At 69.7% G+C, this 15871-nt stretch carries 9 protein-coding genes; 7 read left to right on the top strand and 2 right to left on the bottom strand.

Annotated features, from left to right (window positions below; genetic code table 11):
• Positions 1-625 precede the first annotated feature (625 nt).
• The 4 genes from NQV17_RS21010 to NQV17_RS20995 are packed head-to-tail and all read left to right on the top strand — an operon-like array spanning position 626 to position 9136.
• A complete protein-coding gene (locus tag NQV17_RS21010) occupies positions 626-1951 on the top strand; it encodes an MFS transporter (RefSeq protein ID WP_257773719.1) in 1326 nt (441 codons plus the stop codon).
• 21 nt (positions 1952-1972) lie between these two features.
• Complete coding sequence (gene nirB, locus NQV17_RS21005) at positions 1973-4546, top strand: nitrite reductase large subunit NirB (protein WP_257773718.1); 2574 nt, start codon at positions 1973-1975, stop codon at positions 4544-4546.
• A gap of 38 nt (positions 4547-4584) precedes the next feature.
• A complete protein-coding gene (gene nirD, locus NQV17_RS21000; RefSeq protein WP_044843338.1) occupies positions 4585-4932 on the top strand; it encodes a nitrite reductase small subunit NirD in 348 nt (115 codons plus the stop codon).
• A gap of 16 nt (positions 4933-4948) precedes the next feature.
• Positions 4949-9136, top strand: coding sequence for a bifunctional nitrate reductase/sulfite reductase flavoprotein subunit alpha (locus NQV17_RS20995; protein WP_257773717.1), 4188 nt, complete (start codon positions 4949-4951; stop codon positions 9134-9136).
• A gap of 174 nt (positions 9137-9310) precedes the next feature.
• Here the strand turns inward: NQV17_RS20995 and NQV17_RS20990 are convergent, their stop codons facing one another.
• Entirely contained in the window at positions 9311-10087 is a 777-nt protein-coding gene (locus NQV17_RS20990; RefSeq protein ID WP_257773716.1) for an SDR family oxidoreductase, read from the bottom strand.
• Positions 10088-10091: 4 nt separating this feature from the next.
• Complete coding sequence (locus NQV17_RS20985; protein ID WP_257773715.1) at positions 10092-10532, bottom strand: heme-binding protein; 441 nt, start codon at positions 10530-10532, stop codon at positions 10092-10094.
• 97 nt (positions 10533-10629) lie between these two features.
• Here NQV17_RS20985 and NQV17_RS20980 point away from each other — a divergent pair, with 97 nt between their 5' ends.
• From NQV17_RS20980 to NQV17_RS20970, 3 genes are all read left to right on the top strand, one after another.
• A complete protein-coding gene (locus tag NQV17_RS20980) occupies positions 10630-11568 on the top strand; it encodes a LysR family transcriptional regulator (protein ID WP_257773764.1) in 939 nt (312 codons plus the stop codon).
• Positions 11569-11942: 374 nt separating this feature from the next.
• Positions 11943-14537 (top strand): bifunctional lysylphosphatidylglycerol flippase/synthetase MprF, encoded by a 2595-nt coding sequence (gene mprF, locus NQV17_RS20975; protein ID WP_257773714.1) that lies wholly within the window; start codon positions 11943-11945, stop codon positions 14535-14537.
• Complete coding sequence (locus NQV17_RS20970; protein ID WP_257773713.1) at positions 14534-15811, top strand: virulence factor family protein; 1278 nt, start codon at positions 14534-14536, stop codon at positions 15809-15811. Before mprF ends, NQV17_RS20970 begins: the two co-directional genes overlap by 4 nt.
• Positions 15812-15871 lie beyond the last annotated feature (60 nt).

The raw sequence follows: 15871 nt of genomic DNA, 5'->3' as shown, positions 1-15871 counted from the left end.
CGCGACATCCGGCCGTGCCGGGCACGGGGGGACGTCGTTGTCCTGATCTGTTGCGCCCGCCTGCGACGGCGGGCCCGACTTGCGGGGACTGCCCACCGGCGCCGTTGCCGGTGTGGTCCGGATTCAGCAATATCCGGGCCAACCTGATCGAACCGGGCGGCGAGCGCGGCTACAGACGTGGCGACAAGTGCGGCAATAAGCGCGGCGATACACACGGCGCGACCGCCACGACGGACGCCGGCCCGCATGCGGCCGCGGGGCCGCGGCGCACGCGATGCCGCATCGGCGTGCATCGCGGCCCCATCCACGCGCACCGCGATGTCGCACGGCGACAGTGCTGCAGCGCACCGTATCTGTGCCTCGCTGCATCCCGACGCATCATGCGCGGCGTCGTGCAGCGATGCGTGCAACGGCCGGCGAGCCTTGTGCGGCGGGGCTGCAGGTGCGATTCGGGCCGACATGGCACGGCGTTTGCGTAAGCTGGCTCGGGCGGATCAACGACGATTCGTCCGCAGTACCGATTACCGACGCGCCCGGCAACGGGCTTCATGGGCAACGGCGTCCTACACATCGGGTCTCGACGAGACCGGGTGTGCAGGACGCCGTTTTTCGTTTGGCGGATGACATGACCGACAAAGCTACCCGTATCGATCTCTTCAGCTTCCGCACCGCGCCGATGCGCGCGTTCCACATGACGTGGATGGCGTTCTTCGTATGCTTCTTCGCGTGGTTCGCATGCGCGCCGCTGATGCCGCTGATTGCGCGCGAGTTCCACCTCACCGCGGCACAGGTCGCAAACATCAACATCGCCGCGGTGGCCGCGACGATCGCCGTGCGGCTGCTGGTCGGCCCGATGTGCGACCGCTTCGGCCCGCGCCGCATCTATGTCGGGCTGCTCGCGCTCGGCGCGATTCCGGTGTTCGCGGTGTCGTTCTCGCACGACTATGTGACGTTCCTGATCTGCCGGCTCGGCATCGGCGCGATCGGCGCGGGCTTCGTGATCACGCAGTACCACACGTCGGTGATGTTCGCGCCGAACGTGGTCGGCACCGCGAACGCGACCACCGCCGGTTGGGGCAACGCGGGCGCGGGCGCGACGCAGGCGATGATGCCGCTGCTCGTCGCGGCCGGCCTGATGCTCGGCTTCGGCGACGACACGTCGTGGCGCATCGCGCTCGTCGTGCCGGGCGTCGCGATGCTCGCGATGGCCTGGGCGTACTGGCGCTTCACGCAGGACTGCCCGCAAGGCGACTTCGTCGCGCTGCGCAAGCAGGGCGTGACGGTCGACAGCGGCAAGAAGGGCGGCTGGGCGAGCTTCTTCGCCGCGTGCGGCAACTATCGCGTGTGGATGCTGTTCGTCACGTACGGCGCGTGCTTCGGCGTCGAGGTGTTCATCCACAACATCGCCGCGCTGTACTACGTCGATCACTTCAATTTATCGCTGAAGGACGCCGGCTTCGCGGTCGGGATGTTCGGGCTGCTCGCGCTGTTCGCCCGCGCGCTCGGCGGCTGGCTGTCGGACAAGATCGCCGCGCGCCGCAGCCTCGACGTGCGCGCGACGCTGCTGTGCGCGCTGATCGTCGGCGAAGGGCTCGGGCTGGTCTGGTTCTCGCATGCGCAGGGCATCGGCATGGCGCTCGTCGCGATGCTGACCTTCGGCCTCTTCACGCACATGGCCTGCGGCGCGACCTATGCGCTGGTGCCGTTCATCGACCGCAAGGCGCTCGGCGGCGTCGCCGGGATCGTCGGCGCGGGCGGCAACGTCGGCGCGGTGGCCGCGGCGTTCCTGCTGAAGGGCGTCGGCGACGTGCAGCACACGCTGAGCCTGCTCGGGCTCGCCGTCACCGCGACCGCGCTGTGCGCGATGGCCGTGCGCTTCAGCGAGGAACACAAGGCACGCGAGGCCGAGCTGCGCGACCGCGCGCTCGCCGCCGCCGGCGCCGCGAACTGATCGACCGAAGGAAACGTCATCATGAAACTCATCGTCATCGGCCACGGGATGGTCGGCCACAAGCTCCTCGAATGCGTCGCCGCGCAAGCCGGCGCGGCGGGCGCGCTGCAGGTCACGGTGCTCGGCGAGGAACCGCGTCCGGCGTACGACCGCGTGCACCTGTCGGAATTCTTCGCGGGCAAGTCGGCCGACGACCTGTCGCTCGTCGAGCCCGGTTTCTTCGAACGGCATCCGCAGTTCGACCTGCGCCTGAACGCGTGCGTCGCGTCGATCGATCGCGACGCGCACACGGTCACGCTCGCGTCCGGCGAAACGCTCGCATACGAGAAGCTGGTGCTCGCGACGGGCTCGCGTCCGTTCGTGCCGCCGGTGCCGGGGCGCGATCGCGCGGGCTGCTTCGTGTACCGGACGATCGAGGATCTCGAAGCGATGCAGGCGTGCGGCACGCACGCGAAGCGCGGCGTGGTGATCGGCGGCGGGCTGCTCGGCCTCGAATGCGCGAAGGCGCTGCGCGACATGGGGCTCGACACGCACGTCGTCGAATTCGCGCCGCGGCTGATGGCGGTGCAGGTCGACGACGGCGGCGGCCGGATGCTGCGCGCGAAGATCGAGGCGCTCGGCGTGACCGTGCATACGGGCAAGAACACGCTCGAAATCGTCGACGGCGAGGAAGGCACGCACCGGATGGCGTTCGCCGACGGTTCGCATCTCGATGCCGACATGATCGTGTTCTCGGCCGGCATCCGCGCACGCGACGAACTGGCGCGAGCGTGCGGCCTCGAAATCGGCCCGCGCGGCGGCGTCGCGATCGACGACGCGTGCCGCACGAGCGACGCCGACATCTACGCGATCGGCGAATGCGCGGCCTGGAACGGGATGGTGTACGGGCTCGTCGCACCGGGCTACGACATGGCGCGCGTGGTCGCGAAGCAGCTCGGCGGCGCCCCGGAAGAAGCGGTCGACGCCGTGTTCGCCGGTGCCGACATGAGCACCAAGCTGAAGCTGATGGGCGTCGACGTCGCGAGCATCGGCGACGCGCACGGCGCGACGGCCGGCAGCCGCACCTACCAGTACGCGGACGAGCGCCGCCAGGTCTACAAGAAGCTGGTGGTGTCGGACTGCGGCAAGTTCCTGCACGGCGCGGTGATGGTCGGCGACGCGGCCGAATACGGCACGCTGCTGCAAATGATGCTGAACCGCATCGAGCTGCCCGAGTCGCCGGAATTCCTGATCCTGCCGTCGTCGGACGGCGCGGCGAAGCCCGCGATCGGCGTCGACGCATTGCCGGACGGCGCACAGATCTGCTCGTGCAACAACGTGTCGAAGTCGCAGATCTGCGCGGCGGTGGCCGACGGCGCGACGAGCCTGGGCGCACTGAAGTCGTGCACGGGCGCGGGCACGTCGTGCGGCGGCTGCGTGCCGCTCGTCACGCAGATCATGAAGGCCGAGATGAAGAAGCAGGGCCTCGCGGTCAACAACCATCTGTGCGAGCACTTCCCGTATTCGCGCCAGGAGCTGTTCCACCTGATCCGCGTCGAGCGCATCACGACCTTCGACGCGCTGCTCGCGAAGCACGGCCACGGGCTCGGCTGCGACGTGTGCAAGCCGGCGGTGGCGGGCATCCTCGCGTCGTGCTTCAACGAGTTCGTGCTGAAGAAGGAGCATGCGGGGCTGCAGGATTCGAACGACTATTACCTCGCGAACATCCAGCGCGACGGCACGTACTCGGTCGTGCCGCGCATGCCGGGCGGCGAGGTGACGCCGGAAGGGCTGATCGCGGTGGGCCAGGTCGCGAAGAAGTACGGGCTCTACACGAAGATCACCGGCGGCCAGCGCGTCGACCTGTTCGGCGCGCGCGTCGAGCAGCTGCCGTCGATCTGGGAGGAACTGATCGCGGCCGGCTTCGAATCGGGGCATGCGTACGGCAAGGCGCTTCGTACCGTGAAGTCGTGCGTCGGCTCGACGTGGTGCCGCTACGGCGTCGACGATTCGGTCGGCCTCGCGATCGACCTCGAGAACCGCTACAAGGGCCTGCGCGCGCCGCACAAGATCAAGTTCGGCGTGTCGGGCTGCACGCGCGAGTGCGCGGAAGCGCAAGGCAAGGACGTCGGGATCATCGCGACCGAGAAGGGCTGGAACCTGTACGTATGCGGCAACGGCGGGATGAAGCCGCGCCACGCGGAGCTGCTCGCGTCCGACCTCGATCGCGCCACACTGATCCGCTACATCGACCGCTTCCTGATGTTCTACGTGCGCACCGCCGACCGGCTGCAGCGCACCAGCGTGTGGCGCGACAACCTCGAAGGCGGGCTCGACTACCTGGCCGACGTCGTCGTGCGCGACACGCTCGGGATCGCGGCCGAACTCGAAGCCGACATGCAGCACGTGGTCGACACCTACGAATGCGAATGGAAGAAGGCCGTCACCGATCCGGACACGCGCAAGCGCTTCCGCCACTTCGTGAACAGCGACGCGCCGGACACGACCATCGCATTCGTCGAGACGCGCGGCCAGATCCGGCCTGCCACGCTCGCCGAGCGCGCGGGCGGCAAGCCCGTTGCGATTCCCGTCGTCGCCGAACCCGCCACCGTGTGACTTCGACCGACACCAGCGTCTTTTCCAAGGAGCCCATCATGAACGATCGTCATCCCCTGTCCTGGACCCGCGTGTGCCCGCTCGACGACATCGTGCCGAACACCGGCGTGTGCGCGCTCGTCAACGGCGAGCAGGTCGCCGTGTTTCACGTCGCGCATGCCGAGGAGGGCGGCGTGTTCGCGATCGACAACGTCGACCCGGTGTCGCAGGCGGCGGTGATGTCGCGCGGGCTGATCGGCAGCCTCGGCGAGCGCGTGGTGGTCGCGTCGCCGCTGTACAAGCAGCATTTCGACCTGCGGACCGGCGAATGCCTCGAAGCGCCCGAGAAATCGGTGAGCGCGTATCCGTCGCGGGTCGAGGACGGTTTCGTGTGGATCGCCGCCTGAACGCCCCGGAGCACGCATGAGCGCCACCCCCGTCAAGAGCGTGTGCCCGTACTGCGGCGTCGGCTGCGGGGTGGTGCTGCACGTCGAGGATGACGAAGTCGTCAAGGTATCGGGCGACTCCGACCATCCGGCCAACTTCGGACGGCTGTGCACGAAGGGTTCGTCGGCGCATGTCGCGCTGCGCCGCTCGGGGCGGCTCGACCGCGCGTTCGTGCGGCGCGCGCGCGAGGACGACCTCGTGCCGCTGCCGGCCCGCGACGCGATCGCCGAGACCGCGCGGCGGCTGCGCGCGGTGCTCGACGCGCACGGGCCCGACGCGCTGTCGTTCTACGTGTCGGGGCAGATGTCGATCGAGGCGCAATACCTCGTGAACAAGCTCGCGAAGGGCTTCGTCGGCACCAACAACATCGAGTCGAACTCGCGCCTGTGCATGGCGAGCGCGGGCACCGGCTACAAGCAGTCGCTCGGCGCGGACGGGCCGCCCGGGTCGTACCAGGACTTCGATCGCGCGAACCTGTTCTTCGTGATCGGCGCGAACATGGCCGACTGCCACCCGATCCTGTTCCTGCGGATGATGGATCGCGTGAAGGCCGGCGCGAAGCTGATCGTCGTCGATCCGCGCCGCACCGGCACCGCCGACAAGGCCGACCTGTTCCTGCAGATCCGGCCGGGCACCGATCTCGCGCTGACGAACGGATTGCTGCATCTGCTGCACGCGAACGGCCGCACCGATGCCGCGTTCATCGATGCGTACACCGAAGGCTGGGACGCGATGCCCGCGTTCCTCGCCGACTACACGCCCGAACGCGTCGCCGAGATCACTGGCCTCGCCGAAGCCGACATCCGCACGGCCGCGCAATGGATCGGCGACGCGCCGGAATGGATGAGCTGCTGGACGATGGGGCTCAACCAGAGCACGCACGGCGTGTGGAACACCAACGCGATCTGCAACCTGCATCTCGCGACGGGCACGATCTGCCGCCCGGGCAGCGGGCCGTTCTCGCTGACCGGCCAGCCGAACGCGATGGGCGGGCGCGAGATGGGCTACATGGGCCCCGGGCTGCCGGGCCAGCGCTCGGTGCTGTCCGACGACGACCGGCGCTTCGTCGAACACCTGTGGCGCGTGCCGGCCGGCACGCTGCGCAAGGACGCCGGCCGCGGCACCGTCGACCTGTTCGAACGGATGGCGGCCGGCGACATCAAGGCGTGCTGGATCATCTGCACGAATCCGGTCGCGACGGTGCCGAACCGGCAGAACGTGATCGCGGGGCTGCAGGCCGCGGAGCTCGTGATCGCGCAGGACGCATTCCTCGACACCGAGACCAACCGCTACGCGGACATCCTGCTGCCCGGCGCGCTGTGGGCCGAGGGCGACGGCGTGATGATCAACTCCGAACGCAACATGACGCTGATGCGCGCCGCGGTTGCGCCGCCCGGCGACGCGCTGCCCGACTGGCGCATCGTCGCGGAAGTCGCGCGCGCGATGGATTTCGGCGATGCGTTCGACTATGCGTCGGCGGCCGACGTGTTCGACGAGATCGTGCGGTTTTCGAATCCGGCGACCGGCTACGACCTGCGCGGCGCGAGCCATGCGGCGCTGCGCGAGGGCCCGGTGCAATGGCCGGTCGCGCCGGGCGCCGCGCGCGAGCGGCACCCGATCCGCTACCTGAACGACGGCGTGAGCCAGACGCCGCGCGCGGCAGCCGATGGCGGCGATGCGCCGCGCCTCGCGTTCCCGACGCCGTCCGGCAAGGCGCGCTTTTTCGCGCGGCCGCACGTCGATCCGGCCGAGCTGCCGGACGACACGTTCCCGATCGTGCTGAACACCGGCCGGCTGCAGCATCAATGGCACACGATGACGAAGACGGGCAAGGTCGCGATGCTGAACAAGCTCAATCCGCGCCCGTTCGTCGAACTGCATCCGGACGACGCGAGCGCGCTCGGCATCGCCACGCAGGACAGCGTCGAGATTCGCTCGGCGCGCGGCCGCGCCGTGCTGCCGGCCGTCGTGACCGAGCGCGTGCAGCGCGGCAACTGCTTCGCGCCGATGCACTGGAACGACGTGTACGGCGACGACCTGTGCATCAACGCGGTGACGAACGACGCGATCGATCCGGAATCGCAGCAACCCGAACTGAAGTATTGCGCGGTCGCGCTCGCACGCGTCGACACGGACGCGTTCGCGTCCGCGGCCGACGACACGGCGCGACCCGATGCCGCCGCCGGCGACGCGCGGCCCGTGTCGGCGGCGGTGCAGATCACGGCTTCACAGGAATCCGACATGGCAGACCTCGACACTTTCGCGGCCGCGCTCGGCGTGGCCGATCTCGCGCCGCCGCCGCTCACCGACGCGGAGCGCCTGTACGTGGCCGGCCTCGTCAGCGGGCTGAAGGCGAGCGCCGGCCGGCGCGACGGCGGCGTGCCGGTGCTGCCGGCCGGTGCGCCGCTCACGCCGCCGGTGCGGCTCTGGCTCGACGGGATGCTGGCGGGGTTGTTCAGCCGCGCGGTGCCGGCCCACACCGCGGAAGGCGCTGTGCCCGCACTGCCGGCCGAGGCCGCCGCGCCCGGCGGCGTGCGGATCGTGCGCACGCGCCCGAAGGTCGTGCTGCTGTGGGCGTCGCAGACCGGCAACATCGAATCGCTGACCGAGGACTACGCGACGCAGCTGATGAACGCCGGCTTCGAGATCCGCACCGCGTGCATGTCCGACTATCCGGTCGCGTCGCTGGCCGGCGCGCAATACGTGCTGCTGATGACGAGCACGTTCGGCGACGGCGACGCGCCCGACAACGGCAGCGAGTTCTGGGACGCGCTGCAGGCCGGCAGCGCCGCGCGCCTCGACGGCGTGCACTTCGCGGTGCTCGCGTTCGGCGATCGCAACTACGACCAGTTCTGCGGGCACGGCCGCCGGCTCGATGCAAGGCTCGCGGAACTCGGCGCGGCGCGCCTGTGCGCGCGCGTCGATTGCGACGTCGAGTTCCAGCGCGATGCCGACCAGTGGCTCGAACGCGTGGTCGCCCGGATCAAGGAAGCGGATGCGGCGCTGCATGCGGTGCCGATCGCCGGGATGAGCGCGCCGGGGCTGCTGCCGACCAAGGCGCATCCGGCGCCGTCGAAGCTCGTCGCGAACCTGCGGCTCAACCGGCCGGGCGCCGCGAAGGACACGCGCTACGTGTCGCTGTCGACCGAAGGCGCGAACCTCGAATACGAAACCGGCGACGCGCTCGGCGTGTGGCCGACCAACTGCCCGGAGCTGGTCGACGAGCTGCTGTCGGTCACCGCGCTGAAGGCCGATGCGCCCGTGTCGGTCGCGGGCGTCGGCGACGTGCGGCTCGGCGATGCGCTGGCGCGCCACTTCGACATCACGCGCCCGCACCCCGACACGCTCGCGTTCATCGCATCGCGCAGCGCGAACGGTGCGCTGAAGGCGCTGCTCGGCGACGATCGCAAGGCCGACCTGAAGCAATGGTTGTGGGGGCAACAGCTCGCGGACGTGCTGCACGAGTTCCCGGTCGAGTTGTCGGGCACGGAGCTGGTCGGGATGCTGAAGCGGCTGCAGCCGCGCCTGTATTCGATCGCGTCGAGCCCGAGCGCGCACCCGGGCGAGATTCACCTGACGGTATCGGCCGTGCGTTATCACAACGGCCGCCGCGCGCGCAAAGGCGTCGCGTCGACGTTCCTCGCCGATCGCGCGGACGATGGCCGCGTGCCGGTGTTCGTGCAGAAGTCCGCGCATTTCCGGCCGCCGGTGAACGGCGACGTGCCGGTCGTGATGGTCGGGCCCGGCACCGGCGTCGCGCCGTTCCGCGGCTTCCTGCACGAGCGGCAGGCGCGCGGCGCGCGCGGCCGCAACTGGCTGTTCTTCGGCGAGCAGCATGCGCAGACCGACTTCTACTACGGCGACGAACTGAGCGCGATGCGCGACAGCGGCTTCCTCACGCGGCTCGATCTCGCGTTCTCGCGCGACCAGGCCGACAAGATCTACGTACAGGACCGGATGCGCGAGCAGGGCGCCGAGCTGTACAAGTGGCTGGAGGAAGGCGCGCACTTCTACGTGTGCGGCGACGCCGCGCGGATGGCCAAGGACGTCGATACCGCGCTGAAGGCGGTCGTCGCCGAGCACGGCGGGATGTCGGACGAAGCCGCGAACGACTACGTCGCGAAGCTCTCGAAGGCGCGGCGCTACATGCGGGACGTGTACTGAGCGCAGGCGGCGCGGCGCGACGCGGCCCGCCCGGTTGCGGGCCCGGCTTCGGCGACGCGTCGACCCGCGACGGTTCGTGCCGTCGGGAAGGTCATCGACGGCGAACGTCGTACGCGACAGGCCGGGCGGTGGGCAGGGCTTCCTGCGTGACCCGCCTGCCGCCGCCGGCCTGCGTCACTGCTGCCGGTCCCACGCGCGCGCCTGCTCGGCGCGCACGAACGCTTCCGACGACTGCGGCAGCAGGTTGCGGAATGCGCCGCCGTCGTTTTCGATCACGTCGACCATCTTCGCGATCATTTCCTCCGGATCGTGCTGCTCGAGCGGGAAGGTCAGCCGCTCGGGCGTCACCGTGTGGACGGCCGGATCGCGCCAGCGCCGCGGCGTTTCCATCATGCGGTCATTGAAGCCGGTGCTGTACGGGCCCGGGTTCACGACCGCGACACGGATGCCGTGCGGCGCCAGTTCCGCGTGCATCGCCTCGGCGACCGATTCGACCGCGTGCTTCGACGCGCAATAGGCGCCCGTGAACGGCCCCGTGATCAACCCCGCGATCGACGACACGAACACGATCTTGCCGTGCCCGCGCGCGAGCATGCCGCGGGCAACCTGCTGCGTGAGTTCGAGCGGCCCGAACAGGTTGACGTCGAACAGCTCGCGCACGATCTCGACCGGCAGGTCGACCAGCGCGCCGGCTTCGCCGACGCCCGCGTTGTTCACGAGCACGTCGACTTCGAATTCGGCCGCGCGGGCGCGGTCGTAGGCCGACGTCACGTCGAGTTTCACCGCGCGCAGTGCGGTGCCGCGCTGCGCGGCGGCGTCCGTCAGCGCGTCGATTTCGGCGGTCGTGCGGACGCCGGCCGTGACCGCGTGACCGTGTTGTGCGAGCCGCAGCGCGACTTCGCGGCCGAAGCCGCTGCCCGCGCCGGTGATGAGGATGCGTTTCTGAGCCATGTGCTTACCTCGAGGTGGGAAAGGTTGCGTGAAAGCGATCGCGGCAATGCCGCGCGATTGCGTCGTCCTGCTCGACGTTGCCGCCCGATATGCCGATCGCGCCGACGCAGTGCCCGTCGCCGTCGACGAGCGGCTCGCCGCCGCCGAACGTGACGAGCCCGCCGTGGCTGTGCTCGATCCCGCGCAGCGGGCCGTCGCCGGACATCGCGCCGAGCGCGGCGGTCGATGCGCGGAAGCGGATCGCCGTCAGCGCCTTGCGTTGCGCGAGGTCGATCGCACCGAGAAAGCAATCGTCGGTGCGGATGAATGCGAGCAGGTTCGCGCCGGCGTCGACGATCGCGATCGACACACCGGCGACCTGCAGCGACGCGGCCTGCGCGAGCGCGGCTTCGATCGTCTGCCGGACAGCTGCGAGCGGCAGGGCGGGGCTGTGATGCGGATTCATTCGATGCTCCGGTGGAAGACGACGGGGCCAGTGTAGGTAGTTCCTGTATATGGGAGAATCGGCATTCCACTCGAAGGAGTTTCAAGTTTTTTTAATGATGAGCAGACGCGATCCGATGGCCGGGCTGCACGTGTTCATGAGCGTCGCGACGGCCGGCAACTTCACGCGTGCTGCCGCCGCGCTCGGCCTGACGCCGGCTGCCGTCAGCCTTGCGATCGGCCAGCTCGAAGGCGAGCTGAACGTGAAACTGTTCAACCGCAGCACGCGCGGCGTGAGCCTGACCGAAGCCGGCCAGCATTACCGGCAGCAGACGGAGCCCGCGTACCGGCAGGTCATGCAGGCGCGCGACGCGCTGAAGGAGGTGCGCAGCGAGCCGGGCGGGCTGTTGCGCGTCACGGCGCTGCCGCTGGCCCGATCGCTCGTGATCGCGCCGATACTGGCCGCGTTCCGTGCGCGCTATCCGAAGGTCCGGCTCGAAATCCGCTACGAGAACGAGCTGGTCGATATCGCGAAGGAGGGGTTCGACGCGGGGATTCGTCTTGCCGACCGGCTGCAGCCCGGCATGATCGGCGTGCGGATCGCGCCCGCGCTGACCTGCGCGCTGGTCGCCTCGCCCGGCTATCTGGCGCGGCACGGCACGCCCGCGTCGATCGCCGAGCTGGCGCGCCATGCGTGCATCCGGTTCCGGTTCTCCGAGAGCGGGCGCCTGCACAAATGGCTGCTGCACGACGGGCGTCACGACGTCGATCTCGATCCCGAAGGCGTGCTCGTGACGAATGACGCGGATGCGGTGATCGATGCCGCGCGGGAGGGTGTCGGCATCGCGTTCGCGTTCATGCGCGAGCGCATCGACGCGGACCTGCGCGACGGCACGCTCGTCGAGGTGCTGCCGGGCGCGTGCCGGACGCTGCCGCCGATGTGGCTCTATTACGTGAATCGCAAGCACGCGCCGGCGAAGCTGCGCGCGTTCATCGACATATTGCGGGAGCGGGCCGGCGCCGACTGGCACGATGACGGGGCGACAAAGGGCCCATGAGGCGGGCACGGCAATCCGTCCCCATTCCCCGAATCCCGCGCGGGTCGCGGGTTTGCTCTCGCGGACTCGGCCGGGCCGGGAGAATTTCTCCCAAAAGCGTCGCAAGTCATTCATTCGATGAAAAATTCCCGGCGGTTCCCGGTATGATGCGCACCTTGCGCATGAATTTGACGCGTCGTTGATGCGACCGCCGCGCCCGAACCGCTCAGTACGGGATCGAAAGATTCTGTAATATAAAATCCGTATACTCGTAATTTCTGATTCAGGCGCCGCCTGCCTTCGTCCCAGGCCGACCGCCCACGCAGAACAACCAGATTCGTCGCCGCGAGGCCACCCTGCGCCGCGACAAGCTACGCACCACCACTGAACACGCTATGTCTTCCCGCCACCCTGGCCAGCCCGGCCGTGCCGCGGCAGCGATCGCCCGTGTCGCGACGCTGATCCGCAATGAGCGCGTGCTGTCGCCGCTGCTCGCGCTCGGCATCGGCCTGCTGCTGATCGTGGTGTTCCAGCACCTGTCCGAATCCGTCGACTACCGGTCGGTGATCCGCCAACTGCGCCACCTGTCCGCGGGCGAGTGGGGCGCGTCGCTGGCCGCGACGGCCCTCAGCTATCTCGCGCTCGTCGCCCGCGATGCGGTCGGCCTGCGCTACGTCGCCGCGAAAGTGCCGCGCGCCGCGCTGTGGATCGGCGCGATCGCCGGCTCCGCGCTCGGCAATGCGACCGGCTTCGGCGCGCTGACGGGCGGCGCCGTGCGCGCGCGCGTGTACGGCGTGTCGGGCGTCACGCCCGCGCAGATCGGCCGGATGACCGTCTTCACCAGCGGCACGCTCGCGCTCGCACTGGTGCTGATGACGGCGGTCGGCATGGTCTGCGTGCCGCAGACGCTCGCCGCGATGCTGCATGTCGCGCCCGGCGTGCTGACGTGGAGCGGCGCCGCGCTGCTCGTGGTGCTGGCCGTGATGACGATGCTGTGCGGCAACGCCGCGCGCCCGGTCGTCACGCGCTTCAAATGGCTTGCGTTCGACGTGCCGGCGCGGCGCGACCTCGTCGCCCAGGTCGTCTATGCGGTGCTCGACGTCGTGGCCGCGGGCCTGACGCTGTGGGTGCTGTTGCCGTCCGCTCCAGTCGGCTTGCCGACTTTCATCACCGTGTACGCGGCCGCGCTGCTGCTCGGGATGATCGGCCATACGCCGGGCGGGATCGGCGTGTTCGAGGCTGCGATGGTCTTCACGCTGGGCCGCGAAGTGCCCGCGCACGCGATGGTCGCCGCGCTGATCGCCTATCGCGCGATCTACTTCGGCGTGCCGCTCGTGCTGTCGGCCGGCCTGCTGGCCGGGTTCGAGGGCCGCGCGCTGCGCCGCCGGCTCGTGACGCGGCAGGCCGCGCGCGTGTCGCAACTGGCACCGCTGTTCCTGAGCCTCGTGACCTTCGCGGTCGGCGGGATGCTGGTGATCTCGAGCGCGACGCCCGCGTTCTGGCACCGGATCGCGATCCTGCGCAACATCGTGCCGCTGTGGGTGCTCGAAGGCTCGCAGGTGATCTGCAGCGTGCTGGGCGTCGCGTTGCTGTTCGTCGCGCGCGGGCTGCTGCGCCGGCTCGACGGCGCATGGTGGATGACGTTCGCGCTGACGCTCGCGAGCCTCGCGCTGTCGCTGGCCAAGGGCCTCGCGTTCGTCGAGGCCGGCGTGCTCGGCACGCTGCTGGTGCTGCTGCTCGTCAGCCGCCGCCGCTTCAACCGGCATTCGTCGCTGCTCGCCGAGCGCTTCACGGTGAGCTGGTTCGTGTCAGTGACGATGGTGCTCGTGCTCGCCGTGTGGGTGCTGTGCTTCGCGTTCCGCGACGTGCCTTACACGCGCGATCTGTGGTCGCATTTCGCGTTCGACGAGCGCGCGCCGCGGGCGCTGCGCGCGACGCTGGCGGCCGGCGTGTTCGTCGCGATGTTCGCGCTGTGGCAACTGCTGCGGCCGGCGCCCGGGCGTTTCGTGAAGCCCGCCGAGCAGGACCTGATCGACGCGGAGCAGATCATCCGCGCGCAGGAGTGCAGCGATGCGGGCCTCGCGCTGATGGGCGACAAGTCGTTCCTGTTCTCCGAATCGCGCCGCGCGTTCCTGATGTATGCGAAGAACGGTCGCACGTGGGCCGCGCTGCACGATCCGGTCGGCCCGCGCGAGGAATGGCCGGCGCTGATCGGCAAGTTCATCGCGCTGGCGCATGCGCACAGCGGCCGCGCGGCGTTCTACCAGGTGCGCGCGAACGCGCTGCCGCTGTATCTCGACGCGGGGCTCACGCTGATGAAGCTCGGCGAGGAAGCGCATATCGCGCTCGACCGCTTCGACCTGAAGGGCTCGAACCGGTCGCACCTGCGCTATGCGCTGCGCCGCGGCGACAAGGACGCGCTGACGGTCGAGGTGATCGCGCCGCGCGACGTGCCGGCCGCGCTGCCGTCGCTGCGCGACATCTCCGATGGCTGGCTCGACAGCCGCGACGCGCGCGAGAAGAGCTTCTCGGTGGCCGCGTTCCACGACGGCTATCTCGCGACGCAATCGGTGATGCTCGTGCGCCAGGCCGACAAGCCGATCGCATTCGTCACGTTCATGACGACCGACCTCAACACCGAGGCGACGGTCGGCGTGATGCGTCATCTGCCGGACGCGTCGCCGTATGCGATGGAGTATCTGTTTACGCAGCTCGCGCTGCATCTGAAGGAAGCGGGCTTCCGCAAGCTGAGCCTGGGCATCGCACCGTTCTCGGGGATGGGGGCGGCGAAGATGCCGTCGCCGTGGCACCGGTTCGGGCTGATGGTCTGGCGCTTCGGCGGCCGCTTCTACAACTTCCGCGGCTTGCGCGCATTCAAGAGCAAGTTCGAGCCGCACTGGGAGCCGCGCTATCTCGCGGCCTCGGGCTCGGTCGGCGTGTTCGTCACGCTCGCGGATCTGTCCCTGCTGGCTGGAGGTCGGCGTTCATGATGTTGAAGAAGGGTATCGCGCGGGCGGCAGTCGCCTGCGCGGGAATGATGCTGGCCGGCGCGGCGTTCGCGGCGCAGGCCGCGGCGAAACCGGAAACCGTGTCGGGCGGCCGCTACGGCCCCGTGACCGTGACGAAGCCGGGCGGCCCGCTGCGCGGCTTCGTCGTGCTGTTCTCGCGCGGGCGGGGCTGGGGCGCCGCCGACCAGCAGGCGGCCGACGCCCTCGCTAAAGCGGGCGCGATGACGGTCGGGGTGGATTCGGAGCGCTATGCGGCGAACCTCGCCGCGAAGCAGGAAACCTGTCACCACCTCGACGGCGATGCCGAAGCGGTCAGCCACCAGCTCGAACGCCTCGCGCAATCGGCGCGTTACTACACGCCGATCGTCGCGGGCGTGGGCCAGGGCGGCGCGATCGCGAAGCAGATCCTGTCGATGGCGCCGGAGAACACGATCGCCGGTGTCGCGTCGGTCGCGCCGGCGGCGAAGCTCGATGCGCGCTTCAAGCCGTGCCCGCCCGATCCGACGATCGTGCGCCGCGCGATGCCGGGTTTCGTCGAAACGGCCACGGCCGGCGACACCGCGAAGCTCGTGTCGCTCGTCGCGTCGCACCTGCACGACACCAGCAGCACCGACGAGCTCGACGTGTCGGACCTGCCGCTCGTCGAGCTGCCGGCCAAGGGCGGCAGCGACCGCCTCGCGATCGTGATCTCGGGCGACGGCGGCTGGCGCGATCTCGACAAGACGATCGCCGAGGCGCTGCAGCGCGACGGCGTGGCGGTGGTCGGCATCGACAGCCTGCGCTACTTCTGGAGCGAGAAGCCGCCTGCACAGGTGAGCCGCGACCTGGCGCGCGTGATGCGCACCTACATGGCGCGCTGGCATGCGAACCGCGTGGCGCTGGTCGGCTACTCGTTCGGCGCGGACGTGATGCCGTTCGCGTACAACCGGCTGCCGGCCGACCTGCGTGACAAGGTGGCGGTGATGTCGCTGCTCGGCTTCGCGCCGGCGGCGGATTTCCAGATCCGCGTGACGGGCTGGCTCGGGATGCCGGCGAGCGACAAGGCGATGAAGGTCGCGCCGGAAATCGCGAAGGTGCCGCCGCAGCTCGTGCAATGCTTCTACGGCGCGGAAGAGAAGGACACGATGTGTCCGGCGCTCGCGAACACCGGTGCCGACGTGATCAAGACGGGCGGCGACCACCACTTCGGCCACGACTACATCGCGCTCGAGAAGAAGATCCTCGGCGCGTTCGGCAAGCCGGTGGCGGCGCGCTGAACGCCGGCGCCCGCTGCGTGGCGGGCGCGGCGCTTGCGGTTCATCGGACGGGCGGCCTGC

The organism is Burkholderia sp. SCN-KJ (genome assembly GCF_024656005.1).
In the GTDB taxonomy this organism is placed as follows: domain Bacteria; phylum Pseudomonadota; class Gammaproteobacteria; order Burkholderiales; family Burkholderiaceae; genus Burkholderia.
Note: the sequence above shows the minus strand (reverse complement) of the source record. Positions and strands in the feature narration are given on the sequence as shown.